This window comes from Pseudoalteromonas sp. PAB 2.2 (assembly GCF_001938575.1).
GTDB classification, from domain to species: Bacteria; Pseudomonadota; Gammaproteobacteria; order Enterobacterales; family Alteromonadaceae; genus Pseudoalteromonas; species Pseudoalteromonas lipolytica.
Genome location: NZ_LYPI01000023.1, coordinates 67,816 through 74,093 on the forward strand (window position 1 = coordinate 67,816; position 6,278 = coordinate 74,093).

The 6,278-nt window shown below is 41.8% G+C and carries 6 protein-coding genes and 1 pseudogene; 3 read left to right on the top strand and 4 right to left on the bottom strand.

Going from position 1 to position 6,278, the window contains the following annotated elements; genetic code table 11:
- Positions 1-423: 423 nt before the first annotated feature.
- The 3 genes from rpsI to zapE form a co-directional block, all read right to left on the bottom strand.
- Positions 424-816, bottom strand: a complete 393-nt coding sequence (rpsI, locus tag BWD47_RS18635; protein ID WP_095209788.1) for a 30S ribosomal protein S9 — start codon at positions 814-816, stop codon at positions 424-426.
- A gap of 8 nt (positions 817-824) precedes the next feature.
- On the bottom strand, positions 825-1,253 hold the full coding sequence (gene rplM, locus BWD47_RS18640; RefSeq protein ID WP_036971273.1) for a 50S ribosomal protein L13: 429 nt from the start codon (positions 1,251-1,253) through the stop codon (positions 825-827).
- 333 nt (positions 1,254-1,586) lie between these two features.
- Positions 1,587-2,675: a cell division protein ZapE gene (gene zapE / locus BWD47_RS18645; protein ID WP_036971276.1), complete on the bottom strand. Its 1,089-nt coding sequence runs from the start codon at positions 2,673-2,675 to the stop codon at positions 1,587-1,589.
- 177 nt (positions 2,676-2,852) lie between these two features.
- Between zapE and BWD47_RS18650 the strand changes: the two genes are divergently transcribed.
- The 3 genes from BWD47_RS18650 to BWD47_RS18660 all read left to right on the top strand — a co-directional run bounded on the left by BWD47_RS18650 (position 2,853) and on the right by BWD47_RS18660 (position 5,953).
- On the top strand, positions 2,853-3,296 hold the full coding sequence (locus BWD47_RS18650) for a YhcB family protein (protein ID WP_036971279.1): 444 nt from the start codon (positions 2,853-2,855) through the stop codon (positions 3,294-3,296).
- 123 nt (positions 3,297-3,419) lie between these two features.
- Positions 3,420-4,772 carry a Do family serine endopeptidase gene (locus tag BWD47_RS18655; protein ID WP_074989677.1) on the top strand — a complete coding sequence of 451 codons (1,353 nt, stop codon included), beginning with the start codon at positions 3,420-3,422 and terminating at the stop codon, positions 4,770-4,772.
- A gap of 98 nt (positions 4,773-4,870) precedes the next feature.
- Positions 4,871-5,953 (top strand): trypsin-like peptidase domain-containing protein, encoded by a 1,083-nt coding sequence (locus BWD47_RS18660; protein ID WP_036971284.1) that lies wholly within the window; start codon positions 4,871-4,873, stop codon positions 5,951-5,953.
- A gap of 35 nt (positions 5,954-5,988) precedes the next feature.
- On the opposite strand, the pseudogene BWD47_RS18665 reads toward BWD47_RS18660, so the two are convergent.
- A pseudogene (locus tag BWD47_RS18665) lies at positions 5,989-6,278 on the bottom strand (IS4 family transposase); the annotation flags it as partial.

Consider the following 6,278-nt stretch of genomic DNA (forward strand, 5'->3'; position numbering starts at 1 on the left):
AATTAACTGATGGATTTGAGCTTATTTTGCGAAATCGTGAAGTTTTTTTAATGTAATACGAAGGAATTGCCAAGACCGGTTAAATATCGAACGAAAAAAACGGACCATACGCAGGATACAACTTTCTCTGTTTGATCCCTATTCACATCAGTAATCGTAAAATCGAGGAGTTAAAAGTAACTTTAGTGGTTAGTGGTTAGTGGTTAGTGGTTAGTGGTTAGTGGTTAGTGGTTAGTGGTTAGAACAAAATAAACCATTTTAACCTCAAGCACGCTTTTTATGTGTGTGATCAAACTTCTAACTTCTAATTTCTAATTTCTAATTTCTAATTTCTAATTTCTAACGTCTAATTTCTAGAAGAAATAGCTAAAAACAAAAAACCCAGCCGAAGCTGGGTTTTTGAAATTCTGATAAACGTAAATATTAACGTTTTGAGAATTGTGGACGCTTACGAGCTTTCTTAAGACCCACTTTCTTACGTTCAACTTTACGCGCATCACGAGTAACGAAGCCTGCTTTACGAAGTGTAGGACGTAATGACTCGTCAAACTCCATAAGTGCACGAGTGATACCGTGACGGATAGCACCAGCTTGACCAGTAGTACCACCACCTGAAACAGTAATGTGTAAGTCAAACTTTTCAGTCATTTCAACGTGCTCTAATGCTTGACGAACAACCATGCGAGCAGTTTCACGACCGAAGTACTCTTCTAGAGAGCGCTTGTTAATTACGATGTTACCAGTGCCTGGGCGTAAGAATACGCGAGCACTTGAACTTTTACGACGACCTGTACCGTAGTATTGATTTGCCATGATAGTGCTCCTTAAATGTCTAGAACCTGAGGCTGTTGTGCAGCATGGTTGTGCTCAGTACCCGCGTAAACTTTAAGTTTACGGTACATAGCGCGGCCTAAAGGACCACGTGGCAACATGCCTTTAACAGCTTTTTCGATGATCATTTCAGGCTTTGCAGCTTGAAGCTTGTCGAAAGTAGTAGACTTAAGACCACCTGGGAAACCAGTATGTGAGTGGTACATTTTGTCTTTTGCTTTATTACCAGTAACAGTAACTTTCTCTGCGTTGATAACGATGATGTAATCACCAGTATCTACGTGAGGAGTGTACTCAGCTTTATGCTTACCGCGTAGGCGACGAGCGATTTCAGTAGCGATGCGACCTAAAGTTTTACCTTCAGCGTCAACTACGTACCAGTCACGTTTTACTGTTTCTGGCTTAGCAACAAACGTTTTCATTTATTAAAATCCAATGTTTTTTAATTTAAAACCACAGGTAATTATTTTTTAATTACCGCTCTAAGTTGAATGCTTTAACCCCTTCGAGTTTAAGACTTTGCGCCATCAATTAGAGGCTAAACTAATATCTGGCAATAGAACGCAACGTGGCAGACGCGGGAGTATACCAGCACTTAAACCACATTGCTAGATGATGGTTGTTTTTTATTCTAAGAAATCAGAATGAATATTTACGCACTTAATGTGAGCAATGGCTTTTTTATCAACTTGTAAAGAAAGCGTCATCTCAAGTGGCTAATTTCTGAAAACTCACAATAAACAACTCAACAATGACTATGCTAAATGCTCTCGCGCTAAATATTCGAGCGACTGCATTTCTTGTAATCGGCTAATACAGCGCTTAAATTCAAAATTTAAGTTACCTTCACTGTAAAGTTCAGTGATCGGTTTTTCTGCAGAAATAATAAGCGTCACATTGCGCTCGTAAAACTCATCAACCAATGCAATAAAACGACGTGCGGCATCGTCATTTGCTTGTCCTAATGCTTTTACATTCGAGAGTATGACGGTGTTGTATAAACGGCTGATCTCCATATAGTCGACCTGACTACGGGCTGTTTCACACAACTCGCTAAAATCAAACATCACGATACAATCAGACACTTTACGGGTTTTTATCATGCGCCCTTCTATTTCAATAGCGGTATCTAAAATGCCGGGCTCAGGTGAAAGCTTATCAAAGTATTCAAATAAGTTTGCGTCTGCTTGCGCATCGAGCGGACTATGAAAAATTTCGGCCTGCTCTAAGGTCCGTAAACGGTAATCAACCCCTGAATCAACATTTACTATTTCAGTATTTGCTTTTACTAATTCAATTGCTGGTAAGAAACGCGCACGCTGCAAGCCATTTCTATATAGCTCATCCGGAACAATATTCGACGTTGCCACAAGCACAATACCGCGCTCGAACAAGGCTTCCATCAGGCCGCCTAGCAACATTGCATCCGTGATATCTTGTACAAAAAACTCATCGAAACAAATAATATCTGTCTCCGACTTAAAGATATCAGCAACGACGTTCAGTGGATTACTGGTGTTTTTTAACTTTTTAAGCTCATCATGTACACGGTGCATAAACCGGTGAAAGTGCACACGCATTTTACGCTCAGTAGGCAGCGCTTCGTAAAATGTATCAACCAAATAGGTCTTACCTCTACCAACACCGCCCCAAAAATAAAGCCCTTTTATAGCTGGCGTGCTATCTTTAGAAAAGAGCTTGGCAAACCATCCCTTGGCGGCTGGCTTGTCAGCAGTTAAGTCATCATAGAGTCTTTGCAAATGACGAACCGCATTTTCTTGCGCTGCATCATGTACGAAGTCTTCACGTTGTAAATCTTGTTGGTATTTCTGCCAAGGAGTCATAGGTCGTTACAATAAAACACAGTTAAATTTGCACAGTATATTAACACGCATCGTATCTCAGGGTATATTAGCCCGCAGTATGATTTCACAATCAAATTAAGCATATTTTAATAAAGATTGGACTATAAATGCTTTTAAGGCATAAGTTTTAGTTATTTTTCCCAAAGGGGTGGATTTATGGGCACAATTACCTGGGTAGGTATTTTAATCATCGTTGCAATCGCAGCATTCTTTATTGGTGCATTTGTAACCAAAAAGCAATTTAAACAAGACGAGCTAGAGCATCAAGTAGAACAAGCCAACAATGCACTTGAACAATATCGTCAAGACGTTGCCGATCACCTTGCGAGCACTGGCAAACTGGTTTCAAAAATGAAAGACAACTACGATCAATTGCTCAATCATGTTGAAGAAACAAATAAGTTACTCCTAACAGATAAAAAGCAGCACCCTAATGAGCCGTTCTTTTCAAAAGAAACCACGGAGCAATTACAACATTCATTACAAGACCGCCAAAGCGATCGCTCAAACGCAGAAGCGCAGCCTGCCGACTATGTAGTAGGTGAAACAGGTCTATTTGCTGGTTCAAATAAAGTTTCAGAACATTCTAAAGCCTCTTGATGAACTTTTTTTTGACCCCATAGTCTTTAGATATAACAGCTTTATATCTAAACGAAGAAAAGGGCTGCTTATGCAGCCCTTTTTAGTTTTTGCTTTATCTCTGAAGTGGAGTAAACCCAGACTATGAAAATGAAATTATCTGTTATTAGTGCTGCTATTTTATCTACTAGCTTATTGTTAACCCCTGCAATTTCAATGGCCAAACTTCCGGTGGCTGTCAATGGTCAACAACTGCCAACGCTCGCACCAATGCTTGAACAGATCACCCCAGGCGTCGTGAGTATTCAAGTATCAGGGTCTAAAGAAGTCCGCCGTAGAGCAACCCCTTTCGATGACTTTTTTGGTGTGCCGCGTGGGGGCAGTCAAAAGCGTCAATTTAGTGGTCTTGGTTCTGGCGTGATTATCGATGCCGATGAAGGTTATGTAGTGACCAATAATCACGTTGTTGAAGATGCCGAAAAAATGGTGGTCACGCTTGAAGATGGCCGTGAGTATGAAGCAACAAAAATTGGCAGTGACAAAGAGTCTGACATTGCCTTGTTACAAATCGATGCTGAGGATTTAACCGCTTTAAAAATTGCAGATTCAGATAAGCTTCGCGTCGGTGATTTTGCTGTCGCGATTGGTAACCCGTTTGGTTTAAGCCACACTGTAACCTCTGGGATCGTAAGTGCCCTTGGCCGCAGTGGCCTAAATATAGAGGGCTATGAAGATTTCATCCAAACCGATGCTGCGATTAACCAAGGTAACTCGGGAGGCGCGCTTGTTAATCTAAACGGCGAGTTAATCGGTATTAACACCGCAATTTTAGGTGCCTCTGGCGGTAACGTGGGAATTGGCTTTGCCATTCCATCAACAATGATGAAAAACCTTGTTGATCAAATTATTGAACACGGTGAAGTACGCCGCGGCTCACTCGGTATTTCAGGCCGTCCGTTGGATGCAGGGCTTGCAAAAGCGCAAAAGCTTGATGTTAAGCAAGGTGCCTATGTCATGCAGGTAATGGATGACACCGCAGCGAGTAAAGCGGGCATAAAAGCCGGAGATGTTATTATTAGTGTTGATGGTACTGAAATCAGTGGCTTCCACGAACTACGCAGTAAAATTGCGACCCTAGGTGAAGGCAAAAAAGTGAAGCTCGGTATCTATCGTGATGGCAAAGTGAAAATAGTAAATGTCACACTTGATGGCGCCGCGACTTCTGTTTCAGCAGGTGAAGAAACACACCCTGCATTCCAAGGCGCAACGCTTGAAAACACGCAAAAGAGCGATGGGAAAGGTGTTGAAGTTGCCTCAGTAGAAGCACGTTCACCTGCCGCACGTGTGGGCTTAGAAGAAGGTGACGTGATCATGCAAGTGAACCGCCAACGTGTTGAGAATATTCGTGACATGAATAAAATTATCGAAAACACGCAAGGTAACATCGTACTCGGTGTAAAACGCGGCAGAGAGCTTGTTTTTGTTCTGATCCAGTAAACTTAATTGATAAATCATGAAAAAATAACAGCGGTGCTTGCCGCTGTTATTTTTTTTGTGCCATCATTAGGGGATTGCTCACTGATAATAAGAATATTGTGCTAAAACTATTTAAATTTATTCTTCCACCACTTTTTACCGGATTAGGGATTGCTTTTTTGGTGGTGTTATTTAGCCCCAGTTTACGCAGCGCACTTTTTCCTAATGTAAACTTACCAGCCGCGATGTCGTCTGAGCATATGAGCTTTTCTAGCGCTGTGCAAAGAGCCGCTCCTTCGGTGGTGACCATCTTTTCTGAGAGCATTTCAAACCAACCGCGATACAAACGTCAAAACACGATTCAAGAGTTAGGATCTGGCGTGATCATGTCGCAAGATGGCTACATATTAACCAATTACCATGTAATCAATAATGCGGACCAAATTATTGTGATCTTAACCGATGGCCGTCGCTTTTACGACGTTCAACTAATTGGTTTTGATACCATAACTGATTTAGCCCTCCTAAAAATAAATTCTGATCATTTACCTGTGATCCCCGTCAACGATAACTTCAAGCCCCGAGTAGGCGATGTTGTGCTCGCAATTGGTAACCCACTCAATTTAGGTCAAACAATTACCCAAGGGATTATTAGCGCCACCGGCAAACAAAAGATCACAGACAGCCCCTACAATAACCTATTACAAATGGATGCGGCCATAAATGTGGGGAACTCAGGGGGAGCATTAGTTAACTCACGAGGCGACCTTGTGGGTATCACATCTGCGCAATTTAAAACCCGTGAAAACTTAGATATTCAAGGTATCTTCTTTGCTGTTCCCTACTCTCTTGCAAAAGATATTATGGAAAAGCTAATTAAACATGGCCGTGTCGTTCGTGGTTACCTAGGCTTTACTGGAACCGCTGTGGACAGCACCGGAAAAGATGTAAGCGACAGCTACACTCCAGTAACGGGTATGCGTATAAATAACCTAGATCCCCTTGGTCCTGCATGGCAAGCGGGTATAAAAGAGCAAGATATTGTCATTAAAATTGCCGGATTATCGGTTGCAAACCCACAGCAAGTGCTTGAGAAAATAGGCAATACAGAGCCGGGTAAAGAAATTGAATTTGAGCTGTACCGTGATGGCAAGATTCTAAAAATAATGGTCACCGTCGCAGAACTCGAAACCAAGTTATAGCAATAAAAAAGGCCTATATAATATAGTAATGCCGTTCACTTAAGGTGAGCGGCATTGTATTTTCGAGGGTATCGGCTTGGTTTTTTCTTAACGACTCTAGGGAAGGATCTTTCTCGCCTGGGCTCAAGTATTAAACTCTCACTCATTGAGTAGAAGTTTTGGAGTTGCCTCGGGATTGCTCCCGGTGACGAGTATGGAAGCCCTACTATTAGGCGCATGATATGAGCCAACGCCCCATTGAAGCTAAGTTGATACGGCAAGTAGTCTCCATTTAAAGTATTACACATCTGCACCATTTGATACCTGACCAAGTTATAGGTCAGCA